This is a genomic window from Psychrobacter raelei (assembly GCF_022631235.3).
In the GTDB taxonomy this organism is placed as follows: domain Bacteria; phylum Pseudomonadota; class Gammaproteobacteria; order Pseudomonadales; family Moraxellaceae; genus Psychrobacter; species Psychrobacter raelei.
This window is the reverse complement of record NZ_CP093310.2, coordinates 259,640-285,486: the sequence shown is the minus strand read 5'-3', so window position 1 is coordinate 285,486 and position 25,847 is coordinate 259,640. Positions and strand designations below refer to the sequence as shown.

General features: G+C 44.4%; 3 protein-coding genes. All 3 read right to left on the bottom strand.

The features are described 5' to 3' along the window. Nucleotides 1-56: 56 nt before the first annotated feature. The 3 genes from MN210_RS01170 to tnpC all read right to left on the bottom strand — a co-directional run bounded on the left by MN210_RS01170 (nt 57) and on the right by tnpC (nt 25,830). Nucleotides 57-22,703, bottom strand: coding sequence for a GA-like domain-containing protein (locus tag MN210_RS01170; protein WP_338412404.1), 22,647 nt, complete (start codon nt 22,701-22,703; stop codon nt 57-59). 111 nt (nt 22,704-22,814) lie between these two features. Then, complete coding sequence (locus MN210_RS01165; protein ID WP_338412403.1) at nt 22,815-23,552, bottom strand: OmpA family protein; 738 nt, start codon at nt 23,550-23,552, stop codon at nt 22,815-22,817. Between the two features lie 520 nt (nt 23,553-24,072). After that, nucleotides 24,073-25,830: an IS66 family transposase gene (gene tnpC / locus MN210_RS01160; RefSeq protein ID WP_338412402.1), complete on the bottom strand. Its 1,758-nt coding sequence runs from the start codon at nt 25,828-25,830 to the stop codon at nt 24,073-24,075. Nucleotides 25,831-25,847: the final 17 nt, after the last annotated feature.

Genomic DNA, 25,847 nt, shown 5'->3' with positions numbered 1-25,847 from the left:
AAAACCGCCCTCAGAGTGAGAGCGGTTTTTTTGTGAAGCAAAAAGATTAGATTGGGTTAGATGACAACTTTAATATCGGTATCGATATAGATGGTAGCTTTTTGGCTAAAGTAGGTGGCTTCATAGATGGTGTAATCTCCAACAATAGATCCTTTAGTCCAATTTTGACCGGCAAGATTCTTAGTTAAATTGACCGTATCCAGAGCATCACCATCAATGCGGATATTATTGTAACCATTGCTACGAGCATCATCATTTCTAAGGTTTAGAATGTTTGCATTATTGCCAACTCCTAGGTCTAATACCTCAATAGCTGAAATATTACTTGAACTTAAAGTATTACCACCACCAGTGATGTGAAGGGTGTCTGTACCATCACCACCATTTAAGGTGCCTCCTGTAAAGGTATTAATACTTATCGTATCATTACCGCTAGCGAGATAGATATTACCACCTGACATGGTATCGATAGTCACTGTGTCATTACCCGCTCCAGTATCGATATCGCCACCCGAGTGTGTTGTCACGTCAATAGTATCATTACCATCACCTAAGAACACATTACCAGCTGACTTATTCGCGATACTTACATCGTCTCTGGCGGTACCAAGGTCTATAGTGCCTCCAGTCATGGAACCGCTAATACTCACATCGTTACCACCTTGCGAAGACTTAATAGTGCCAGACTGTAAATTACTGATATTGAGGATATCGGTGTTACCCAATTCAACATACCCAGCTTCCATATTATTAATATTAATAATATCTTGGTCAGTATCATTCCCTGAGTATATATTACCTATACGCAATACTCCTAAATCAAGATTGTCAGCACCAGCACCAAGTCTTAAATTAGGGGTACCTGTACTAGCTAATGTCTGACCCAGTCTTTCCATGTTGACGGTGTCATTACCCTCTCCCATATCAATAGTAGAGTTTCCTCTAACTTGGTTTACCTGCAAGTGATCTATGCCAGAACCCATACTAAGCGTGCTATTTACTATATTGCTAGAAATTTTAACAATATCATTACCAGCTCCTGTTCTAACGAGTGCGTTATCATCCAAAGCAACAGCTATTAATGTGTCATTATCAGTGGTACCAGGTGTCAAGGCATCTGGACCCGTAATCACTGTGGCTTGTCTCTGAATAACACCTACATCAATGACGTCATTTCCAGACCCGGTATCGATTTTAGCGTTCCTACCATCGACAATACCAGAGATAGTAATGTTATCTTGGCCACTCCCAGTAATAATCTCACCATATCCTGCTTCACTGGCTAAACTTGCTATTAATCTTCCCTTAATATTAATAGTATTATCGCCATCACCTGCATTGATATTACTAACCCATACGCCTCCTCTACTATCATCATTAAGTGTTTGACCAATATTAATCGTATCATTCCCAGAGCCTGCAGTAATAGTTGTACGCTCTTTAAGGTAGTTGCCTACTGTTAGTAAGTTGTTACCATTACCTAGTCTTACCTCCGTATCACTAATATAGGTACCTACGTTTGCTGTATCATTGCCCTCACCTAAGTTCACAATGGCAGTTCTAACATAGCTTTCTATGTTTAGAATGTCATTGCCAGAGCCTAAATCAACTATTGGCCTACCACCGTACCCTCTGATTCTAAAGCCTTCGTAAGTATCATCACCTTCTCCCATATAGACATGTGTTCTAAGAGACTGACGCCCTGAAAGGGTGAAGAAATCATTACCATTACCTGTAAGTACAGCAAAATCAATTAATGGGGCAGCTATGGCTTGCATATTGCCGTCGACAATGATTAGCTTATCAGTATTATCACTATCAAACACTATGGCTTCTACATTCTGACCTGTTCCATCAGTTTGAATTTCACCTCTTTGGTTAATGTTGATAGAGTTTTTGCCATTAGAATTATATCTATTATAAATAGTCGCACCCAATGGCTCATCACTAGCAAGGAAAGCAGCGCCACCTGTCGTTTCATCAAACAGATAGAACTTGGCAAAACTCTCATTTGGCAACTTATTACCGGCCTTATCAACAAACATAAGGTTTGCATATAAGTCCTTGGTTTGATTGCGATTTGCACTGCTATTGGTTGTCTCAGCACTGCCTGTCGTAGTATCCCCATCATTAGCAAAGTCAAACTTACCTGCTAACTCAGAGATTGCTAGCTTCCAGTTACCATTTGCGTCAGCCACAGTACTGACATCACCTGCATCAAAGATGCCATTCCTATTGACATCGAAGATAACGGTACCACCTACTTCACCAGTCCCACCGATAACTTGAATATTAGCTTGGTTGTTTTCGCTGTCATTGGTTCCATCAAAAGCATTTTCTTCTTGTACCAATGATACTGTCGGTCTACCCGCTAGAGTATCTAAGGTAAACTCTGTAGATAACGTAGGCTTGACGGTACCTGCCACAACTTGAGCATCTACACGATAGTCATTACCAAGCGCTTGTGTTTGCGCCAAAGTAAAGTTACTCCAGGTATAGGTCATGCCATCGGCACTGACTTGTGCTTGACCCATATCAAGTATGACAGGCTCGCCCTGTGTTGGGGTCAAGACAACCTGTACAGCTTCATCAGCAATACCAGAAGTAGCTGTACGAAGTGGTTTCTCGAGAGTGACAGTAATCGTTGGTGTTGTATCGTTGGTTAGTCCCTGTAAAACAGCAGGGTCAGTTTGTACACTGCCATCACTATTGTTAGCAACAATACCGGTATACACACCATTAACACCATATGCAGAGTTCTGATTAGCGGGTAAATTCTCTACTTCTTCGTTAGAGTCATCTGTGACTTCTACAAAGACAACTCTGGTTGCTAATATCGTTGCAGGTAAATCTATAATTTGAGTGATTGAATCATTATTTGCACCACTGTTATCACTTACCATGATTGTTAGCTGACTTGGCAAGTCATTGCCGGCATTAATATAATCCACACCTGCTTCAGTCAAAGTGATTACACCTGTACTCTCATCAATCGCAAAATACCCTTGATTATTATCAGGTAGGCTGTACGTTAATACATCACCTTCATCAATATCGCTACCATTTGCATCAGCAATAGACATGCTGGTATCAACATAGCCCTGATAAATCTCAGTAACTATATCAACTATATCAACAACGTCAAGCTTTGGCTGGTCATTAGTACCTGTGATCGTCACTGTGACTGTGCCAGTACCTGTGCCGTCTTTACTCGTTACAGTAAAGATATCCTCAACAGTCTGTCCTTCACGTAATGCCTGTACTTCTGGTTTACCGTTATCCAGCGCATAGCTCCAGTTACCATTTTCATTGACACTAAACGTACCATATGCACCTTGTTTTGTTTGAGGCTGAGCAAAAGCTTCGCCTTCGTCTAGATCTGTAATGGTGACTGTACCGCTGATGGTTGTTTCTGCCGCATCTTCTACAACAGCACCTTGTGCGTCTGTCACAGTTGCAGGATTGTTTTCTTTATCTTGGTCTGTAATGCCAGGCACAACAATGCCGTCAATCACATCTAAGCGATCTTGGAAGCTATCTTTACCTGTGCTCTCTGGTAGCTCATCAACCTTAGCTTGTGCTTTGTCTTTCGCCTCAGTCACCGCGTTGTTAAGATCAGTCAGGTTCTGATTCTCTTCAGGGGTGATTAGACCATCTTTGTTGGCTTCAACTAAGGCATCTTCTGCCGCTTTCTCAGCCTCTTCAGCAGCTTTAACTAAGTCTTCAACCTCTGCTTGTAGCGTGTCATCTAAACCATCTTTATCTTGGTCTGTAATGCCAGGCACAACAATGCCGTCAATCACATCTAAGCGATCTTGGAAGCTATCTTTACCTGTGCTCTCTGGTAGCTCATCAACCTTAGCTTGTGCTTTGTCTTTCGCCTCAGTCACCGCGTTGTTAAGATCAGTCAGGTTCTGATTCTCTTCAGGGGTGATTAGACCATCTTTGTTGGCTTCAACTAAGGCATCTTCTGCCGCTTTCTCAGCCTCTTCAGCAGCTTTAACTAAGTCTTCAACCTCTGCTTGTAGCGTGTCATCTAAACCATCTTTATCTTGGTCTGTAATGCCAGGCACAACAATGCCGTCAATCACATCTAAGCGATCTTGGAAGCTATCTTTACCTGTGCTCTCTGGTAGCTCATCAACCTTAGCTTGTGCTTTGTCTTTCGCCTCAGTCACCGCGTTGTTAAGATCAGTCAGGTTCTGATTCTCTTCAGGGGTGATTAGACCATCTTTGTTGGCTTCAACTAAGGCATCTTCTGCCGCTTTCTCAGCCTCTTCAGCAGCTTTAACTAAGTCTTCAACCTCTGCTTGTAGCGTGTCATCTAAACCATCTTTATCTTGGTCTGTAATGCCAGGCACAACAATGCCGTCAATCACATCTAAGCGATCTTGGAAGCTATCTTTACCTGTGCTCTCTGGTAGCTCATCAACCTTAGCTTGTGCTTTGTCTTTCGCCTCAGTCACCGCGTTGTTAAGATCAGTCAGGTTCTGATTCTCTTCAGGGGTGATTAGACCATCTTTGTTGGCTTCAACTAAGGCATCTTCTGCCGCTTTCTCAGCCTCTTCAGCAGCTTTAACTAAGTCTTCAACCTCTGCTTGTAGCGTGTCATCTAAACCATCTTTATCTTGGTCTGTAATGCCAGGCACAACAATGCCGTCAATCACATCTAAGCGATCTTGGAAGCTATCTTTACCTGTGCTCTCTGGTAGCTCATCAACCTTAGCTTGTGCTTTGTCTTTCGCCTCAGTCACCGCGTTGTTAAGATCAGTCAGGTTCTGATTCTCTTCAGGGGTGATTAGACCATCTTTGTTGGCTTCAACTAAGGCATCTTCTGCCGCTTTCTCAGCCTCTTCAGCAGCTTTAACTAAGTCTTCAACCTCTGCTTGTAGCGTGTCATCTAAACCATCTTTATCTTGGTCTGTAATGCCAGGCACAACAATGCCGTCAATCACATCTAAGCGATCTTGGAAGCTATCTTTACCTGTGCTCTCTGGTAGCTCATCAACCTTAGCTTGTGCTTTGTCTTTCGCCTCAGTCACCGCGTTGTTAAGATCAGTCAGGTTCTGATTCTCTTCAGGGGTGATTAGACCATCTTTGTTGGCTTCAACTAAGGCATCTTCTGCCGCTTTCTCAGCCTCTTCAGCAGCTTTAACTAAGTCTTCAACCTCTGCTTGTAGCGTGTCATCTAAACCATCTTTATCTTGGTCTGTAATGCCAGGCACAACAATGCCGTCAATCACATCTAAGCGATCTTGGAAGCTATCTTTACCTGTGCTCTCTGGTAGCTCATCAACCTTAGCTTGTGCTTTGTCTTTCGCCTCAGTCACCGCGTTGTTAAGATCAGTCAGGTTCTGATTCTCTTCAGGGGTGATTAGACCATCTTTGTTGGCTTCAACTAAGGCATCTTCTGCCGCTTTCTCAGCCTCTTCAGCAGCTTTAACTAAGTCTTCAACCTCTGCTTGTAGCGTGTCATCTAAACCATCTTTATCTTGGTCTGTAATGCCAGGCACAACAATGCCGTCAATCACATCTAAGCGATCTTGGAAGCTATCTTTACCTGTGCTCTCTGGTAGCTCATCAACCTTAGCTTGTGCTTTGTCTTTCGCCTCAGTCACCGCGTTGTTAAGATCAGTCAGGTTCTGATTCTCTTCAGGGGTGATTAGACCATCTTTGTTGGCTTCAACTAAGGCATCTTCTGCCGCTTTCTCAGCCTCTTCAGCAGCTTTAACTAAGTCTTCAACCTCTGCTTGTAGCGTGTCATCTAAACCATCTTTATCTTGGTCTGTAATGCCAGGCACAACAATGCCGTCAATCACATCTAAGCGATCTTGGAAGCTATCTTTACCTGTGCTCTCTGGTAGCTCATCAACCTTAGCTTGTGCTTTGTCTTTCGCCTCAGTCACCGCGTTGTTAAGATCAGTCAGGTTCTGATTCTCTTCAGGGGTGATTAGACCATCTTTGTTGGCTTCAACTAAGGCATCTTCTGCCGCTTTCTCAGCCTCTTCAGCAGCTTTAACTAAGTCTTCAACCTCTGCTTGTAGCGTGTCATCTAAACCATCTTTATCTTGGTCTGTAATGCCAGGCACAACAATGCCGTCAATCACATCTAAGCGATCTTGGAAGCTATCTTTACCTGTGCTCTCTGGTAGCTCATCAACCTTAGCTTGTGCTTTGTCTTTCGCCTCAGTCACCGCGTTGTTAAGATCAGTCAGGTTCTGATTCTCTTCAGGGGTGATTAGACCATCTTTGTTGGCTTCAACTAAGGCATCTTCTGCCGCTTTCTCAGCCTCTTCAGCAGCTTTAACTAAGTCTTCAACCTCTGCTTGTAGCGTGTCATCTAAACCATCTTTATCTTGGTCTGTAATGCCAGGCACAACAATGCCGTCAATCACATCTAAGCGATCTTGGAAGCTATCTTTACCTGTGCTCTCTGGTAGCTCATCAACCTTAGCTTGTGCTTTGTCTTTCGCCTCAGTCACCGCGTTGTTAAGATCAGTCAGGTTCTGATTCTCTTCAGGGGTGATTAGACCATCTTTGTTGGCTTCAACTAAGGCATCTTCTGCCGCTTTCTCAGCCTCTTCAGCAGCTTTAACTAAGTCTTCAACCTCTGCTTGTAGCGTGTCATCTAAACCATCTTTATCTTGGTCTGTAATGCCAGGCACAACAATGCCGTCAATCACATCTAAGCGATCTTGGAAGCTATCTTTACCTGTGCTCTCTGGTAGCTCATCAACCTTAGCTTGTGCTTTGTCTTTCGCCTCAGTCACCGCGTTGTTAAGATCAGTCAGGTTCTGATTCTCTTCAGGGGTGATTAGACCATCTTTGTTGGCTTCAACTAAGGCATCTTCTGCCGCTTTCTCAGCCTCTTCAGCAGCTTTAACTAAGTCTTCAACCTCTGCTTGTAGCGTGTCATCTAAACCATCTTTATCTTGGTCTGTAATGCCAGGCACAACAATGCCGTCAATCACATCTAAGCGATCTTGGAAGCTATCTTTACCTGTGCTCTCTGGTAGCTCATCAACCTTAGCTTGTGCTTTGTCTTTCGCCTCAGTCACCGCGTTGTTAAGATCAGTCAGGTTCTGATTCTCTTCAGGGGTGATTAGACCATCTTTGTTGGCTTCAACTAAGGCATCTTCTGCCGCTTTCTCAGCCTCTTCAGCAGCTTTAACTAAGTCTTCAACCTCTGCTTGTAGCGTGTCATCTAAACCATCTTTATCTTGGTCTGTAATGCCAGGCACAACAATGCCGTCAATCACATCTAAGCGATCTTGGAAGCTATCTTTACCTGTGCTCTCTGGTAGCTCATCAACCTTAGCTTGTGCTTTGTCTTTCGCCTCAGTCACCGCGTTGTTAAGATCAGTCAGGTTCTGATTCTCTTCAGGGGTGATTAGACCATCTTTGTTGGCTTCAACTAAGGCATCTTCTGCCGCTTTCTCAGCCTCTTCAGCAGCTTTAACTAAGTCTTCAACCTCTGCTTGTAGCGTGTCATCTAAACCATCTTTATCTTGGTCTGTAATGCCAGGCACAACAATGCCGTCAATCACATCTAAGCGATCTTGGAAGCTATCTTTACCTGTGCTCTCTGGTAGCTCATCAACCTTAGCTTGTGCTTTGTCTTTCGCCTCAGTCACCGCGTTGTTAAGATCAGTCAGGTTCTGATTCTCTTCAGGGGTGATTAGACCATCTTTGTTGGCTTCAACTAAGGCATCTTCTGCCGCTTTCTCAGCCTCTTCAGCAGCTTTAACTAAGTCTTCAACCTCTGCTTGTAGCGTGTCATCTAAACCATCTTTATCTTGGTCTGTAATGCCAGGCACAACAATGCCGTCAATCACATCTAAGCGATCTTGGAAGCTATCTTTACCTGTGCTCTCTGGTAGCTCATCAACCTTAGCTTGTGCTTTGTCTTTCGCCTCAGTCACCGCGTTGTTAAGATCAGTCAGGTTCTGATTCTCTTCAGGGGTGATTAGACCATCTTTGTTGGCTTCAACTAAGGCATCTTCTGCCGCTTTCTCAGCCTCTTCAGCAGCTTTAACTAAGTCTTCAACCTCTGCTTGTAGCGTGTCATCTAAACCATCTTTATCTTGGTCTGTAATGCCAGGCACAACAATGCCGTCAATCACATCTAAGCGATCTTGGAAGCTATCTTTACCTGTGCTCTCTGGTAGCTCATCAACCTTAGCTTGTGCTTTGTCTTTCGCCTCAGTCACCGCGTTGTTAAGATCAGTCAGGTTCTGATTCTCTTCAGGGGTGATTAGACCATCTTTGTTGGCTTCAACTAAGGCATCTTCTGCCGCTTTCTCAGCCTCTTCAGCAGCTTTAACTAAGTCTTCAACCTCTGCTTGTAGCGTGTCATCTAAACCATCTTTATCTTGGTCTGTAATGCCAGGCACAACAATGCCGTCAATCACATCTAAGCGATCTTGGAAGCTATCTTTACCTGTGCTCTCTGGTAGCTCATCAACCTTAGCTTGTGCTTTGTCTTTCGCCTCAGTCACCGCGTTGTTAAGATCAGTCAGGTTCTGATTCTCTTCAGGGGTGATTAGACCATCTTTGTTGGCTTCAACTAAGGCATCTTCTGCCGCTTTCTCAGCCTCTTCAGCAGCTTTAACTAAGTCTTCAACCTCTGCTTGTAGCGTGTCATCTAAACCATCTTTATCTTGGTCTGTAATGCCAGGCACAACAATGCCGTCAATCACATCTAAGCGATCTTGGAAGCTATCTTTACCTGTGCTCTCTGGTAGCTCATCAACCTTAGCTTGTGCTTTGTCTTTCGCCTCAGTCACCGCGTTGTTAAGATCAGTCAGGTTCTGATTCTCTTCAGGGGTGATTAGACCATCTTTGTTGGCTTCAACTAAGGCATCTTCTGCCGCTTTCTCAGCCTCTTCAGCAGCTTTAACTAAGTCTTCAACCTCTGCTTGTAGCGTGTCATCTAAACCATCTTTATCTTGGTCTGTAATGCCAGGCACAACAATGCCGTCAATCACATCTAAGCGATCTTGGAAGCTATCTTTACCTGTGCTCTCTGGTAGCTCATCAACCTTAGCTTGTGCTTTGTCTTTCGCCTCAGTCACCGCGTTGTTAAGATCAGTCAGGTTCTGATTCTCTTCAGGGGTGATTAGACCATCTTTGTTGGCTTCAACTAAGGCATCTTCTGCCGCTTTCTCAGCCTCTTCAGCAGCTTTAACTAAGTCTTCAACCTCTGCTTGTAGCGTGTCATCTAAACCATCTTTATCTTGGTCTGTAATGCCAGGCACAACAATGCCGTCAATCACATCTAAGCGATCTTGGAAGCTATCTTTACCTGTGCTCTCTGGTAGCTCATCAACCTTAGCTTGTGCTTTGTCTTTCGCCTCAGTCACCGCGTTGTTAAGATCAGTCAGGTTCTGATTCTCTTCAGGGGTGATTAGACCATCTTTGTTGGCTTCAACTAAGGCATCTTCTGCCGCTTTCTCAGCCTCTTCAGCAGCTTTAACTAAGTCTTCAACCTCTGCTTGTAGCGTGTCATCTAAACCATCTTTATCTTGGTCTGTAATGCCAGGCACAACAATGCCGTCAATCACATCTAAGCGATCTTGGAAGCTATCTTTACCTGTGCTCTCTGGTAGCTCATCAACCTTAGCTTGTGCTTTGTCTTTCGCCTCAGTCACCGCGTTGTTAAGATCAGTCAGGTTCTGATTCTCTTCAGGGGTGATTAGACCATCTTTGTTGGCTTCAACTAAGGCATCTTCTGCCGCTTTCTCAGCCTCTTCAGCAGCTTTAACTAAGTCTTCAACCTCTGCTTGTAGCGTGTCATCTAAACCATCTTTATCTTGGTCTGTAATGCCAGGCACAACAATGCCGTCAATCACATCTAAGCGATCTTGGAAGCTATCTTTACCTGTGCTCTCTGGTAGCTCATCAACCTTAGCTTGTGCTTTGTCTTTCGCCTCAGTCACCGCGTTGTTAAGATCAGTCAGGTTCTGATTCTCTTCAGGGGTGATTAGACCATCTTTGTTGGCTTCAACTAAGGCATCTTCTGCCGCTTTCTCAGCCTCTTCAGCAGCTTTAACTAAGTCTTCAACCTCTGCTTGTAGCGTGTCATCTAAACCATCTTTATCTTGGTCTGTAATGCCAGGCACAACAATGCCGTCAATCACATCTAAGCGATCTTGGAAGCTATCTTTACCTGTGCTCTCTGGTAGCTCATCAACCTTAGCTTGTGCTTTGTCTTTCGCCTCAGTCACCGCGTTGTTAAGATCAGTCAGGTTCTGATTCTCTTCAGGGGTGATTAGACCATCTTTGTTGGCTTCAACTAAGGCATCTTCTGCCGCTTTCTCAGCCTCTTCAGCAGCTTTAACTAAGTCTTCAACCTCTGCTTGTAGCGTGTCATCTAAACCATCTTTATCTTGGTCTGTAATGCCAGGCACAACAATGCCGTCAATCACATCTAAGCGATCTTGGAAGCTATCTTTACCTGTGCTCTCTGGTAGCTCATCAACCTTAGCTTGTGCTTTGTCTTTCGCCTCAGTCACCGCGTTGTTAAGATCAGTCAGGTTCTGATTCTCTTCAGGGGTGATTAGACCATCTTTGTTGGCTTCAACTAAGGCATCTTCTGCCGCTTTCTCAGCCTCTTCAGCAGCTTTAACTAAGTCTTCAACCTCTGCTTGTAGCGTGTCATCTAAACCATCTTTATCTTGGTCTGTAATGCCAGGCACAACAATGCCGTCAATCACATCTAAGCGATCTTGGAAGCTATCTTTACCTGTGCTCTCTGGTAGCTCATCAACCTTAGCTTGTGCTTTGTCTTTCGCCTCAGTCACCGCGTTGTTAAGATCAGTCAGGTTCTGATTCTCTTCAGGGGTGATTAGACCATCTTTGTTGGCTTCAACTAAGGCATCTTCTGCCGCTTTCTCAGCCTCTTCAGCAGCTTTAACTAAGTCTTCAACCTCTGCTTGTAGCGTGTCATCTAAACCATCTTTATCTTGGTCTGTAATGCCAGGCACAACAATGCCGTCAATCACATCTAAGCGATCTTGGAAGCTATCTTTACCTGTGCTCTCTGGTAGCTCATCAACCTTAGCTTGTGCTTTGTCTTTCGCCTCAGTCACCGCGTTGTTAAGATCAGTCAGGTTCTGATTCTCTTCAGGGGTGATTAGACCATCTTTGTTGGCTTCAACTAAGGCATCTTCTGCCGCTTTCTCAGCCTCTTCAGCAGCTTTAACTAAGTCTTCAACCTCTGCTTGTAGCGTGTCATCTAAACCATCTTTATCTTGGTCTGTAATGCCAGGCACAACAATGCCGTCAATCACATCTAAGCGATCTTGGAAGCTATCTTTACCTGTGCTCTCTGGTAGCTCATCAACCTTAGCTTGTGCTTTGTCTTTCGCCTCAGTCACCGCGTTGTTAAGATCAGTCAGGTTCTGATTCTCTTCAGGGGTGATTAGACCATCTTTGTTGGCTTCAACTAAGGCATCTTCTGCCGCTTTCTCAGCCTCTTCAGCAGCTTTAACTAAGTCTTCAACCTCTGCTTGTAGCGTGTCATCTAAACCATCTTTATCTTGGTCTGTAATGCCAGGCACAACAATGCCGTCAATCACATCTAAGCGATCTTGGAAGCTATCTTTACCTGTGCTCTCTGGTAGCTCATCAACCTTAGCTTGTGCTTTGTCTTTCGCCTCAGTCACCGCGTTGTTAAGATCAGTCAGGTTCTGATTCTCTTCAGGGGTGATTAGACCATCTTTGTTGGCTTCAACTAAGGCATCTTCTGCCGCTTTCTCAGCCTCTTCAGCAGCTTTAACTAAGTCTTCAACCTCTGCTTGTAGCGTGTCATCTAAACCATCTTTATCTTGGTCTGTAATGCCAGGCACAACAATGCCGTCAATCACATCTAAGCGATCTTGGAAGCTATCTTTACCTGTGCTCTCTGGTAGCTCATCAACCTTAGCTTGTGCTTTGTCTTTCGCCTCAGTCACCGCGTTGTTAAGATCAGTCAGGTTCTGATTCTCTTCAGGGGTGATTAGACCATCTTTGTTGGCTTCAACTAAGGCATCTTCTGCCGCTTTCTCAGCCTCTTCAGCAGCTTTAACTAAGTCTTCAACCTCTGCTTGTAGCGTGTCATCTAAACCATCTTTATCTTGGTCTGTAATGCCAGGCACAACAATGCCGTCAATCACATCTAAGCGATCTTGGAAGCTATCTTTACCTGTGCTCTCTGGTAGCTCATCAACCTTAGCTTGTGCTTTGTCTTTCGCCTCAGTCACCGCGTTGTTAAGATCAGTCAGGTTCTGATTCTCTTCAGGGGTGATTAGACCATCTTTGTTGGCTTCAACTAAGGCATCTTCTGCCGCTTTCTCAGCCTCTTCAGCAGCTTTAACTAAGTCTTCAACCTCTGCTTGTAGCGTGTCATCTAAACCATCTTTATCTTGGTCTGTAATGCCAGGCACAACAATGCCGTCAATCACATCTAAGCGATCTTGGAAGCTATCTTTACCTGTGCTCTCTGGTAGCTCATCAACCTTAGCTTGTGCTTTGTCTTTCGCCTCAGTCACCGCGTTGTTAAGATCAGTCAGGTTCTGATTCTCTTCAGGGGTGATTAGACCATCTTTGTTGGCTTCAACTAAGGCATCTTCTGCCGCTTTCTCAGCCTCTTCAGCAGCTTTAACTAAGTCTTCAACCTCTGCTTGTAGCGTGTCATCTAAACCATCTTTATCTTGGTCTGTAATGCCAGGCACAACAATGCCGTCAATCACATCTAAGCGATCTTGGAAGCTATCTTTACCTGTGCTCTCTGGTAGCTCATCAACCTTAGCTTGTGCTTTGTCTTTCGCCTCAGTCACCGCGTTGTTAAGATCAGTCAGGTTCTGATTCTCTTCAGGGGTGATTAGACCATCTTTGTTGGCTTCAACTAAGGCATCTTCTGCCGCTTTCTCAGCCTCTTCAGCAGCTTTAACTAAGTCTTCAACCTCTGCTTGTAGCGTGTCATCTAAACCATCTTTATCTTGGTCTGTAATGCCAGGCACAACAATGCCGTCAATCACATCTAAGCGATCTTGGAAGCTATCTTTACCTGTGCTCTCTGGTAGCTCATCAACCTTAGCTTGTGCTTTGTCTTTCGCCTCAGTCACCGCGTTGTTAAGATCAGTCAGGTTCTGATTCTCTTCAGGGGTGATTAGACCATCTTTGTTGGCTTCAACTAAGGCATCTTCTGCCGCTTTCTCAGCCTCTTCAGCAGCTTTAACTAAGTCTTCAACCTCTGCTTGTAGCGTGTCATCTAAACCATCTTTATCTTGGTCTGTAATGCCAGGCACAACAATGCCGTCAATCACATCTAAGCGATCTTGGAAGCTATCTTTACCTGTGCTCTCTGGTAGCTCATCAACCTTAGCTTGTGCTTTGTCTTTCGCCTCAGTCACCGCGTTGTTAAGATCAGTCAGGTTCTGATTCTCTTCAGGGGTGATTAGACCATCTTTGTTGGCTTCAACTAAGGCATCTTCTGCCGCTTTCTCAGCCTCTTCAGCAGCTTTAACTAAGTCTTCAACCTCTGCTTGTAGCGTGTCATCTAAACCATCTTTATCTTGGTCTGTAATGCCAGGCACAACAATGCCGTCAATCACATCTAAGCGATCTTGGAAGCTATCTTTACCTGTGCTCTCTGGTAGCTCATCAACCTTAGCTTGTGCTTTGTCTTTCGCCTCAGTCACCGCGTTGTTAAGATCAGTCAGGTTCTGATTCTCTTCAGGGGTGATTAGACCATCTTTGTTGGCTTCAACTAAGGCATCTTCTGCCGCTTTCTCAGCCTCTTCAGCAGCTTTAACTAAGTCTTCAACCTCTGCTTGTAGCGTGTCATCTAAACCATCTTTATCTTGGTCTGTAATGCCAGGCACAACAATGCCGTCAATCACATCTAAGCGATCTTGGAAGCTATCTTTACCTGTGCTCTCTGGTAGCTCATCAACCTTAGCTTGTGCTTTGTCTTTCGCCTCAGTCACCGCGTTGTTAAGATCAGTCAGGTTCTGATTCTCTTCAGGGGTGATTAGACCATCTTTGTTGGCTTCAACTAAGGCATCTTCTGCCGCTTTCTCAGCCTCTTCAGCAGCTTTAACTAAGTCTTCAACCTCTGCTTGTAGCGTGTCATCTAAACCATCTTTATCTTGGTCTGTAATGCCAGGCACAACAATGCCGTCAATCACATCTAAGCGATCTTGGAAGCTATCTTTACCTGTGCTCTCTGGTAGCTCATCAACCTTAGCTTGTGCTTTGTCTTTCGCCTCAGTCACCGCGTTGTTAAGATCAGTCAGGTTCTGATTCTCTTCAGGGGTGATTAGACCATCTTTGTTGGCTTCAACTAAGGCATCTTCTGCCGCTTTCTCAGCCTCTTCAGCAGCTTTAACTAAGTCTTCAACCTCTGCTTGTAGCGTGTCATCTAAACCATCTTTATCTTGGTCTGTAATGCCAGGCACAACAATGCCGTCAATCACATCTAAGCGATCTTGGAAGCTATCTTTACCTGTGCTCTCTGGTAGCTCATCAACCTTAGCTTGTGCTTTGTCTTTCGCCTCAGTCACCGCGTTGTTAAGATCAGTCAGGTTCTGATTCTCTTCAGGGGTGATTAGACCATCTTTGTTGGCTTCAACTAAGGCATCTTCTGCCGCTTTCTCAGCCTCTTCAGCAGCTTTAACTAAGTCTTCAACCTCTGCTTGTAGCGTGTCATCTAAACCATCTTTATCTTGGTCTGTAATGCCAGGCACAACAATGCCGTCAATCACATCTAAGCGATCTTGGAAGCTATCTTTACCTGTGCTCTCTGGTAGCTCATCAACCTTAGCTTGTGCTTTGTCTTTCGCCTCAGTCACCGCGTTGTTAAGATCAGTCAGGTTCTGATTCTCTTCAGGGGTGATTAGACCATCTTTGTTGGCTTCAACTAAGGCATCTTCTGCCGCTTTCTCAGCCTCTTCAGCAGCTTTAACTAAGTCTTCAACCTCTGCTTGTAGCGTGTCATCTAAACCATCTTTATCTTGGTCTGTAATGCCAGGCACAACAATGCCGTCAATCACATCTAAGCGATCTTGGAAGCTATCTTTACCTGTGCTCTCTGGTAGCTCATCAACCTTAGCTTGTGCTTTGTCTTTCGCCTCAGTCACCGCGTTGTTAAGATCAGTCAGGTTCTGATTCTCTTCAGGGGTGATTAGACCATCTTTGTTGGCTTCAACTAAGGCATCTTCTGCCGCTTTCTCAGCCTCTTCAGCAGCTTTAACTAAGTCTTCAACCTCTGCTTGTAGCGTGTCATCTAAACCATCTTTATCTTGGTCTGTAATGCCAGGCACAACAATGCCGTCAATCACATCTAAGCGATCTTGGAAGCTATCTTTACCTGTGCTCTCTGGTAGCTCATCAACCTTAGCTTGTGCTTTGTCTTTCGCCTCAGTCACCGCGTTGTTAAGATCAGTCAGGTTCTGATTCTCTTCAGGGGTGATTAGACCATCTTTGTTGGCTTCAACTAAGGCATCTTCTGCCGCTTTCTCAGCCTCTTCAGCAGCTTTAACTAAGTCTTCAACCTCTGCTTGTAGCGTGTCATCTAAACCATCTTTATCTTGGTCTGTAATGCCAGGCACAACAATGCCGTCAATCACATCTAAGCGATCTTGGAAGCTATCTTTACCTGTGCTCTCTGGTAGCTCATCAACCTTAGCTTGTGCTTTGTCTTTCGCCTCAGTCACCGCGTTGTTAAGATCAGTCAGGTTCTGATTCTCTTCAGGGGTGATTAGACCATCTTTGTTGGCTTCAACTAAGGCATCTTCTGCCGCTTTCTCAGCCTCTTCAGCAGCTTTAACTAAGTCTTCAACCTCTGCTTGTAGCGTGTCATCTAAACCATCTTTATCTTGGTCTGTAATGCCAGGCACAACAATGCCGTCAATCACATCTAAGCGATCTTGGAAGCTATCTTTACCTGTGCTCTCTGGTAGCTCATCAACCTTAGCTTGTGCTTTGTCTTTCGCCTCAGTCACCGCGTTGTTAAGATCAGTCAGGTTCTGATTCTCTTCAGGGGTGATTAGACCATCTTTGTTGGCTTCAACTAAGGCATCTTCTGCCGCTTTCTCAGCCTCTTCAGCAGCTTTAACTAAGTCTTCAACCTCTGCTTGTAGCGTGTCATCTAAACCATCTTTATCTTGGTCTGTAATGCCAGGCACAACAATGCCGTCAATCACATCTAAGCGATCTTGGAAGCTATCTTTACCTGTGCTCTCTGGTAGCTCATCAACCTTAGCTTGTGCTTTGTCTTTCGCCTCAGTCACCGCGTTGTTAAGATCAGTCAGGTTCTGATTCTCTTCAGGGGTGATTAGACCATCTTTGTTGGCTTCAACTAAGGCATCTTCTGCCGCTTTCTCAGCCTCTTCAGCAGCTTTAACTAAGTCTTCAACCTCTGCTTGTAGCGTGTCATCTAAACCATCTTTATCTTGGTCTGTAATGCCAGGCACAACAATGCCGTCAATCACATCTAAGCGATCTTGGAAGCTATCTTTACCTGTGCTCTCTGGTAGCTCATCAACCTTAGCTTGTGCTTTGTCTTTCGCCTCAGTCACCGCGTTGTTAAGATCAGTCAGGTTCTGATTCTCTTCAGGGGTGATTAGACCATCTTTGTTGGCTTCAACTAAGGCATCTTCTGCCGCTTTCTCAGCCTCTTCAGCAGCTTTAACTAAGTCTTCAACCTCTGCTTGTAGCGTGTCATCTAAACCATCTTTATCTTGGTCTGTAATGCCAGGCACAACAATGCCGTCAATCACATCTAAGCGATCTTGGAAGCTATCTTTACCTGTGCTCTCTGGTAGCTCATCAACCTTAGCTTGTGCTTTGTCTTTCGCCTCAGTCACCGCGTTGTTAAGATCAGTCAGGTTCTGATTCTCTTCAGGGGTGATTAGACCATCTTTGTTGGCTTCAACTAAGGCATCTTCTGCCGCTTTCTCAGCCTCTTCAGCAGCTTTAACTAAGTCTTCAACCTCTGCTTGTAGCGTGTCATCTAAACCATCTTTATCTTGGTCTGTAATGCCAGGCACAACAATGCCGTCAATCACATCTAAGCGATCTTGGAAGCTATCTTTACCTGTGCTCTCTGGTAGCTCATCAACCTTAGCTTGTGCTTTGTCTTTCGCCTCAGTCACCGCGTTGTTAAGATCAGTCAGGTTCTGATTCTCTTCAGGGGTGATTAGACCATCTTTGTTGGCTTCAACTAAGGCATCTTCTGCCGCTTTCTCAGCCTCTTCAGCAGCTTTAACTAAGTCTTCAACCTCTGCTTGTAGCGTGTCATCTAAACCATCTTTATCTTGGTCTGTAATGCCAGGCACAACAATGCCGTCAATCACATCTAAGCGATCTTGGAAGCTATCTTTACCTGTGCTCTCTGGTAGCTCATCAACCTTAGCTTGTGCTTTGTCTTTCGCCTCAGTCACCGCGTTGTTAAGATCAGTCAGGTTCTGATTCTCTTCAGGGGTGATTAGACCATCTTTGTTGGCTTCAACTAAGGCATCTTCTGCCGCTTTCTCAGCCTCTTCAGCAGCTTTAACTAAGTCTTCAACCTCTGCTTGTAGCGTGTCATCTAAACCATCTTTATCTTGGTCTGTAATGCCAGGCACAACAATGCCGTCAATCACATCTAAGCGATCTTGGAAGCTATCTTTACCTGTGCTCTCTGGTAGCTCATCAACCTTAGCTTGTGCTTTGTCTTTCGCCTCAGTCACCGCGTTGTTAAGATCAGTCAGGTTCTGATTCTCTTCAGGGGTGATTAGACCATCTTTGTTGGCTTCAACTAAGGCATCTTCTGCCGCTTTCTCAGCCTCTTCAGCAGCTTTAACTAAGTCTTCAACCTCTGCTTGTAGCGTGTCATCTAAACCATCTTTATCTTGGTCTGTAATGCCAGGCACAACAATGCCGTCAATCACATCTAAGCGATCTTGGAAGCTATCTTTACCTGTGCTCTCTGGTAGCTCATCAACCTTAGCTTGTGCTTTGTCTTTCGCCTCAGTCACCGCGTTGTTAAGATCAGTCAGGTTCTGATTCTCTTCAGGGGTGATTAGACCATCTTTGTTGGCTTCAACTAAGGCATCTTCTGCCGCTTTCTCAGCCTCTTCAGCAGCTTTAACTAAGTCTTCAACCTCTGCTTGTAGCGTGTCATCTAAACCATCTTTATCTTGGTCTGTAATGCCAGGCACAACAATGCCGTCAATCACATCTAAGCGATCTTGGAAGCTATCTTTACCTGTGCTCTCTGGTAGCTCATCAACCTTAGCTTGTGCTTTGTCTTTCGCCTCAGTCACCGCGTTGTTAAGATCAGTCAGGTTCTGATTCTCTTCAGGGGTGATTAGACCATCTTTGTTGGCTTCAACTAAGGCATCTTCTGCCGCTTTCTCAGCCTCTTCAGCAGCTTTAACTAAGTCTTCAACCTCTGCTTGTAGCGTGTCATCTAAACCATCTTTATCTTGGTCTGTAATGCCAGGCACAACAATGCCGTCAATCACATCTAAGCGATCTTGGAAGCTATCTTTACCTGTGCTCTCTGGTAGCTCATCAACCTTAGCTTGTGCTTTGTCTTTCGCCTCAGTCACCGCGTTGTTAAGATCAGTCAGGTTCTGATTCTCTTCAGGGGTGATTAGACCATCTTTGTTGGCTTCAACTAAGGCATCTTCTGCCGCTTTCTCAGCCTCTTCAGCAGCTTTAACTAAGTCTTCAACCTCTGCTTGTAGCGTGTCATCTAAACCATCTTTATCTTGGTCTGTAATGCCAGGCACAACAATGCCGTCAATCACATCTAAGCGATCTTGGAAGCTATCTTTACCTGTGCTCTCTGGTAGCTCATCAACCTTAGCTTGTGCTTTGTCTTTCGCCTCAGTCACCGCGTTGTTAAGATCAGTCAGGTTCTGATTCTCTTCAGGGGTGATTAGACCATCTTTGTTGGCTTCAACTAAGGCATCTTCTGCCGCTTTCTCAGCCTCTTCAGCAGCTTTAACTAAGTCTTCAACCTCTGCTTGTAGCGTGTCATCTAAACCATCTTTATCTTGGTCTGTAATGCCAGGCACAACAATGCCGTCAATCACATCTAAGCGATCTTGGAAGCTATCTTTACCTGTGCTCTCTGGTAGCTCATCAACCTTAGCTTGTGCTTTGTCTTTCGCCTCAGTCACCGCGTTGTTAAGATCAGTCAGGTTCTGATTCTCTTCAGGGGTGATTAGACCATCTTTGTTGGCTTCAACTAAGGCATCTTCTGCCGCTTTCTCAGCCTCTTCAGCAGCTTTAACTAAGTCTTCAACCTCTGCTTGTAGCGTGTCATCTAAACCATCTTTATCTTGGTCTGTAATGCCAGGCACAACAATGCCGTCAATCACATCTAAGCGATCTTGGAAGCTATCTTTACCTGTGCTCTCTGGTAGCTCATCAACCTTAGCTTGTGCTTTGTCTTTCGCCTCAGTCACCGCGTTGTTAAGATCAGTCAGGTTCTGATTCTCTTCAGGGGTGATTAGACCATCTTTGTTGGCTTCAACTAAGGCATCTTCTGCCGCTTTCTCAGCCTCTTCAGCAGCTTTAACTAAGTCTTCAACCTCTGCTTGTAGCGTGTCATCTAAACCATCTTTATCTTGGTCTGTAATGCCAGGCACAACAATGCCGTCAATCACATCTAAGCGATCTTGGAAGCTATCTTTACCTGTGCTCTCTGGTAGCTCATCAACCTTAGCTTGTGCTTTGTCTTTCGCCTCAGTCACCGCGTTGTTAAGATCAGTCAGGTTCTGATTCTCTTCAGGGGTGATTAGACCATCTTTGTTGGCTTCAACTAAGGCATCTTCTGCCGCTTTCTCAGCCTCTTCAGCAGCTTTAACTAAGTCTTCAACCTCTGCTTGTAGCGTGTCATCTAAACCATCTTTATCTTGGTCTGTAATGCCAGGCACAACAATGCCGTCAATCACATCTAAGCGATCTTGGAAGCTATCTTTACCTGTGCTCTCTGGTAGCTCATCAACCTTAGCTTGTGCTTTGTCTTTCGCCTCAGTCACCGCGTTGTTAAGATCAGTCAGGTTCTGATTCTCTTCAGGGGTGATTAGACCATCTTTGTTGGCTTCAACTAAGGCATCTTCTGCCGCTTTCTCAGCCTCTTCAGCAGCTTTAACTAAGTCTTCAACCTCTGCTTGTAGCGTGTCATCTAAACCATCTTTATCTTGGTCTGTAATGCCAGGCACAACAATGCCGTCAATCACATCTAAGCGATCTTGGAAGCTATCTTTACCTGTGCTCTCTGGTAGCTCATCAACCTTAGCTTGTGCTTTGTCTTTCGCCTCAGTCACCGCGTTGTTAAGATCAGTCAGGTTCTGATTCTCTTCAGGGGTGATTAGACCATCTTTGTTGGCTTCAACTAAGGCATCTTCTGCCGCTTTCTCAGCCTCTTCAGCAGCTTTAACTAAGTCTTCAACCTCTGCTTGTAGCGTGTCATCTAAACCATCTTTATCTTGGTCTGTAATGCCAGGCACAACAATGCCGTCAATCACATCTAAGCGATCTTGGAAGCTATCTTTACCTGTGCTCTCTGGTAGCTCATCAACCTTAGCTTGTGCTTTGTCTTTCGCCTCAGTCACCGCGTTGTTAAGATCAGTCAGGTTCTGATTCTCTTCAGGGGTGATTAGACCATCTTTGTTGGCTTCAACTAAGGCATCTTCTGCCGCTTTCTCAGCCTCTTCAGCAGCTTTAACTAAGTCTTCAACCTCTGCTTGTAGCGTGTCATCTAAACCATCTTTATCTTGGTCTGTAATGCCAGGCACAACAATGCCGTCAATCACATCTAAGCGATCTTGGAAGCTATCTTTACCTGTGCTCTCTGGTAGCTCATCAACCTTAGCTTGTGCTTTGTCTTTCGCCTCAGTCACCGCGTTGTTAAGATCAGTCAGGTTCTGATTCTCTTCAGGGGTGATTAGACCATCTTTGTTGGCTTCAACTAAGGCATCTTCTGCCGCTTTCTCAGCCTCTTCAGCAGCTTTAACTAAGTCTTCAACCTCTGCTTGTAGCGTGTCATCTAAACCATCTTTATCTTGGTCTGTAATGCCAGGCACAACAATGCCGTCAATCACATCTAAGCGATCTTGGAAGCTATCTTTACCTGTGCTCTCTGGTAGCTCATCAACCTTAGCTTGTGCTTTGTCTTTCGCCTCAGTCACCGCGTTGTTAAGATCAGTCAGGTTCTGATTCTCTTCAGGGGTGATTAGACCATCTTTGTTGGCTTCAACTAAGGCATCTTCTGCCGCTTTCTCAGCCTCTTCAGCAGCTTTAACTAAGTCTTCAACCTCTGCTTGTAGCGTGTCATCTAAACCATCTTTATCTTGGTCTGTAATGCCAGGCACAACAATGCCGTCAATCACATCTAAGCGATCTTGGAAGCTATCTTTACCTGTGCTCTCTGGTAGCTCATCAACCTTAGCTTGTGCTTTGTCTTTCGCCTCAGTCACCGCGTTGTTAAGATCAGTCAGGTTCTGATTCTCTTCAGGGGTGATTAGACCATCTTTGTTGGCTTCAACTAAGGCATCTTCTGCCGCTTTCTCAGCCTCTTCAGCAGCTTTAACTAAGTCTTCAACCTCTGCTTGTAGCGTGTCATCTAAACCATCTTTATCTTGGTCTGTAATGCCAGGCACAACAATGCCGTCAATCACATCTAAGCGATCTTGGAAGCTATCTTTACCTGTGCTCTCTGGTAGCTCATCAACCTTAGCTTGTGCTTTGTCTTTCGCCTCAGTCACCGCGTTGTTAAGATCAGTCAGGTTCTGATTCTCTTCAGGGGTGATTAGACCATCTTTGTTGGCTTCAACTAAGGCATCTTCTGCCGCTTTCTCAGCCTCTTCAGCAGCTTTAACTAAGTCTTCAACCTCTGCTTGTAGCGTGTCATCTAAACCATCTTTATCTTGGTCTGTAATGCCAGGCACAACAATGCCGTCAATCACATCTAAGCGATCTTGGAAGCTATCTTTACCTGTGCTCTCTGGTAGCTCATCAACCTTAGCTTGTGCTTTGTCTTTCGCCTCAGTCACCGCGTTGTTAAGATCAGTCAGGTTCTGATTCTCTTCAGGGGTGATTAGACCATCTTTGTTGGCTTCAACTAAGGCATCTTCTGCCGCTTTCTCAGCCTCTTCAGCAGCTTTAACTAAGTCGTCAACTTTTTTATTATTATCAACGGGCGGAACATACCCATTAGAGCTTGAGCTACCACCACCACTGCTTAAAGCAGCACCAACGATACCGGCACCCGCTAAGCCGACTAGCCATGGCAGCGTATCAAAGCTGCCTTCGGTAGCCCCAACCCACCAAGGGGCTACTTGACTTTCACCGCCAAGCGCTTGACCTTCTATATCGCCAACTTGTAGCTGAGTAACATAATCTACCACTTCACCTGAATCAGGTACATAGTAGTAATACTCACCATCTTCTGCCAAGCCTATTAACGCACTATTTGTATCATCATAAAACCCTTCAATAATCAAATCACTATCTTGGGCATTATCTTCCATTGACACATGTAAATCATTACCCACACGCTTAGTCACAATATGGTTTGGTGCATGGCCTGTGGCTGGATCAAAAAGTTCATAGTTTACTTTTTGAACAGCTTTAATCACAGTGGGCTGGCCGTCTTGAGTTACCACAGTATGTTCTGCAATGGTTTGAGTAGCTGTGTTTACTTTTACGATAACTGTTTTCATGATATTTCCTAAATTTTGATTTGTATTGATTATTGTGTAGTAAGGGACATTAAGTATTTTTGTATCTCACTAATTACATTAGATAAAAGTGAAGTGATTAAAATAGTTTTATTAAGAGGATAATTTCAAGTTATAACCAGCTGCTCCTTTACTATCGGTATGACTCTCTAAATGTACAGTAGCCTCTGGGTTGGCCTGCATATACTCCCCAAGCAGTTGTATTTTTTGTTGATATTTTCCTTTTATCTGAGCACTATCAAAATCAAATAGCACATCAAGATTCATCGGTTTCTGAGTCTCCATTACAGGTGTGGTCACTGGATGAGTTGTAATGGTTTGAGTGGGTGGTTGCATACAGTTATCAGTGACAACTCGGCTGATTTGATGCGTTTGCTCAATAGAGCCTTTAAGTAACTCTATGGCTTCAGAGGTATTAACCGCTCTAATTACTGGCGTAACTCCTCTTTCTACATGACTGACTTGATAATAATAAGTGCGCTTAGGCTGTAGACTTACAATGAGGCTTTGATTCGCCAAGTGATTGTTTTTTTGGTCTGTAAGCTCAGCACTTAACACATTTTGGCCAGTACAAACCTTAATCTGTGAGTAGTGCCCCGCCTGTAACGACGTTTGAAAATAATTCTCTATACCAACAACGACACTGTCTTCAAAATCTATAGCGCCAGCGGCATCTATTGAGGTGGCTTCGGACACACCTGTAGGCGTGCGAAATATAACAATACGACTCTCATTAGCGGCTAATGCACTATCATCAGGAGTCGTAAATACTTGACCCGTTTTAGTCCAGCGAGCCGTGTCGACTTGACGAACGCCATCCGTCGTTGACACAGGTGTACTTGCTATACTTCCTATAGGGTTATCCGCTGAAGCCATAAAAGCTGTAGATTGGCAGCCTGTTGCTAACATTGTGATTAATACACTTGGTATTAGTAGGGTTTTAAATATCATAAACTTACCTATTAATTATTTAAGCTATTCAACTTCAGTTTATTAAACTGAATTAGGCTTCGGGTCTAAGCATAAAACCTTACATATTTCGAATAACAAAACTTAACAATTGCAATTATTAGTTTGTCAATAAAGATTATTGTACTTATTAGTAATATCCGTCTAGGCTGCTAGAGTGTTAAACTCACCTTACCGCCTAATAATATAATACAGGTTATATATCAAAGTTCAATTAATCATTAACAACTCTATGGTTTTATTTAAAAAAATTAATACAAATCAATAATATGGATAATGTAAAAAAAATTTACGAGAAGAAATATTGCTAACAATAAGAAATAACAGCTTCAAAATTAGTAATGTTTATTTACACCATACAAGGTAAGCATCCGACCAACCCCTATTGCGGTGGCACCCAGCGATGAGGCAACAACTCATCCAGACTCTCTTGAGTAGGCAGGCGTCTTAGCACGTCTGTCAAATAAGCAGACACATCCAAGCCATTTAAGCGAGCTGACTGAATGATGGACATAATATTCGCAGCCCGCTGCCCGCTTCGCAGCGAACCGGCAAACAACCAGTTTTTACGCCCAAGTGCCCATGGACGCATCTGATTCTCCGCCCAATTATTATCAATCGGCAGCCTGCCATCATCTAGATACAGAGTCAGCGCCTGCCAACGTTTCAGGCAATAATCCATCGCCTTACTAATACTGGCATTTTTAGTGGTTAACTGCCTTTTTTCTTGTAACCATTGGTGCAGCTTATCGGCAATCGGTTTGGCTTTTTTTTGCCTGATTTGCCGAACTATTTGGGGATCTCTTGGTATTGGGGGTGTATTTTTTTCAAATCGCTCATCAATCTCACGTTCAACAGCATACAACTGCCTAAATAACGTTAATGCCTCAATGCTCACGATACTTTGCCCAGTGATATGCAGTTCATGAAATTTACGCCGTGCATGGGCCAGACAACCGATTTCTGTCACACCTTGATGAAATAAGAACTTATACCCGCTGTAATCATCGCAAACCAGCTTACCGCGCCACTTATCTAAAAAGGCTTTAGGGTGCTCATTACGACGACTTTCAGCAAAGTCATAGACCACCGCTTTTAAGGAGCTGTGCTGTGGCGTAAGATACGCCCAGACATAGCCTTTTTTTAATGATTTACCACCTACCTTTACATGGTTCTTCATGATAGATACCGGGGTTTCATCGGCATGTAAGATAGGCTCAGACAGTAATAGCGCGTGCAAGCGACTGACTAAAGGCTCAAGGGCAACGCCGCAGCGTCCTACCCAGTCTGCCATAGTAGCATCGGGGATATTTACCCCACTTCGCTGATAGATAATATTCTGCCGATATAGGGGCTGATGGTCTGCATATTTGCTAATAAGGATGTGTGCAAGCAGCTCTGGGGTGGCGATGCTTTTGTTAATAATCTGCTTGGGGGTAGCCGCTTGATGAATGATGTCACACTCACGGCATACCCATTTAGGGTAGATGTGACGCTCAATATAAAACTGCTTAGGGATAATGCCAAGTTTGTCTTGTTTATCCTCCCCAATTCGCTTCATTTGACAGCCGCAGTCACAAACGGTGGTGAGTGGTTCATGAACCAAGGTTTTGACCTCAAGGTTGTCAGGAATCACTGTGTATTTGGCACGCTTTGTTTTTTTAGGCTGATCAGTAGCTGAAGCTGGCAGCTCATCTGTGATCTCTTTGCCGGCTTTAAGCTCAGCCTCATCGATGAGGGTTTCTGCCTCAGTACGATCAACCGCAGGCAGCTTGGCAAGCTCATCTTGGCTTAAGCCGCTAAGGTAGTCATCTCGGATTTGTTCAAGCTGCGCTAAGTCCTCTTGCGCCGCCTCATAGTTTAAGTGGGTTTGTCTGGCAGTGATGCCTTCGCTTTTTTGTCCATAGAGCCGGTGAATAAGCCGCTTTTGTTTTTCGATGAGTTCAAGCACTTGTTCATATAGCTTGTGGTTTTCCTCAACCACTTGGTTAAAAAGCTGCTGTAGTTGATCGTGACTTGTGTTTGTTTGATCAATTTGTTGCTGCAGGTGCTCATTACGCTGTTCAAGCAGGTGGATTTTCACCAAAAGCTCGGCGTAAATGGGGTCTTTTGATAAGTCGGATAAGTTGGCAACAGTCATGGCGATATGTTGCCAGA

Bases quoted from the DNA above. Each gene is read 5' to 3' on its own strand.
- MN210_RS01170 (WP_338412404.1), bottom strand. From the start codon at position 22,703: ATGAAAACAGTTATCGTAAAAGTAAACACAGCTACTCAAACCATTGCA.
- tnpC (WP_338412402.1), bottom strand. From the start codon at position 25,830: ATGACTGTTGCCAACTTATCCGACTTATCAAAAGACCCCATTTACGCC.